This window comes from Pseudomonas sp. AP42, from assembly GCF_001728935.1.
In the GTDB taxonomy this organism is placed as follows: Bacteria; Pseudomonadota; Gammaproteobacteria; order Pseudomonadales; family Pseudomonadaceae; genus Aquipseudomonas; species Aquipseudomonas lactis.
In genome coordinates, this window is the sequence record NZ_LYSO01000219.1 from 1 (window position 1) to 1,191 (window position 1,191).

Sequence of the window (1,191 nt, forward strand, 5' to 3'; positions counted from 1 at the left end):
AGGGAAACTCTGAAAAAGACTTTCTGATTTGGCAAAATACCGCGACCCCACCCACCGAGTTTCCCGATGAAGCAGATGACCTTCGCCGACGCCGAGTACGCTGGCAAGCGCAAGCAAACCCGCAAGGAGTTGTTCCTGATCGAGATGGATCGGGTGGTGCCGTGGAAGGGCTTGATTGCTTTGATCGAGCCACATTATCCGAAAGGTGAAGGTGGCCGTCCGGCCTACCCGTTGATGGCGATGCTGCGTGTGCATCTGCTGCAGAACTGGTTCGGCTACAGCGATCCAGCGATGGAGGAAGCGCTGTACGAAACCACGATCCTGCGCCAGTTTGCCGGGCTGAACCTGGAGCGCATCCCCGACGAAACCACCATTCTCAACTTCCGCCGCTTGCTGGAGAAACACGAGCTGGCGGCCGGCATCCTCGCTGTCATCAATGGCTATCTGGGCGACCGCGGCCTGTCGCTGCGCCAGGGCACCATCGTCGATGCAACGCTGATCAATGCGCCCAGTTCGACCAAGAACAAGGACGGCAAGCGCGACCCGGAAATGCACCAGACCAAGAAGGGAAACCAGTATTATTTTGGCATGAAGGCCCACATCGGCGCCGATGACGAATCGGGTCTGGTGCACAGCGTAGTGGGCACGGCGGCCAATGTGGCGGATGTCACCCAGGTGGACAAATTGCTGCATGGCGACGAAAACGTGGTCTGCGCCGATGCAGGCTACACCGGTGTCGAAAAGCGGCCCGAGCATGAAGGACGTGAAGTTATCTGGCAGGTGGCGGCACGCCGCAGCACCTACAAAAAACTCGATAAGCGCAGCGTGCTGTACAAAGCCAAGCGCAAGATTGAAAAGGCCAAGGCTCAGGTGCGCGCCAAGGTCGAGCATCCGTTCCGGGTAATCAAGCGCCAGTTCGGTTACACCAAGGTGCGCTTTCGCGGCTTGGCCAAAAACACGGCGCAACTGGTGACACTGTTCGCTCTGTCGAACCTGTGGATGGCGCGCCGACATTTACTGACGAATGCAGGAGAGGTGCGCCTGTAATGCGGGAAATGGCCACCGGAGTGGGGTCCGGGTGGCGAAAACGTAAGAAATACTCGTCGAATTGATTGTTTTTTGATCATTTGGCGAGTTTAAAAGTTGCGCTAGGTGGTATGCCGGGGAAATACATGGCTACTTCAGACCATC

General features: G+C 57.2%; 1 protein-coding gene. It reads left to right on the forward strand.

The features are described from left to right. Positions 1-66: 66 nt before the first annotated feature. On the forward strand, positions 67-1,047 hold the full coding sequence (locus A7K61_RS30585) for an IS5-like element IS1384 family transposase (protein ID WP_010466230.1): 981 nt from the start codon (positions 67-69) through the stop codon (positions 1,045-1,047). The last annotated feature ends 144 nt before the right edge of the window (positions 1,048-1,191 follow it).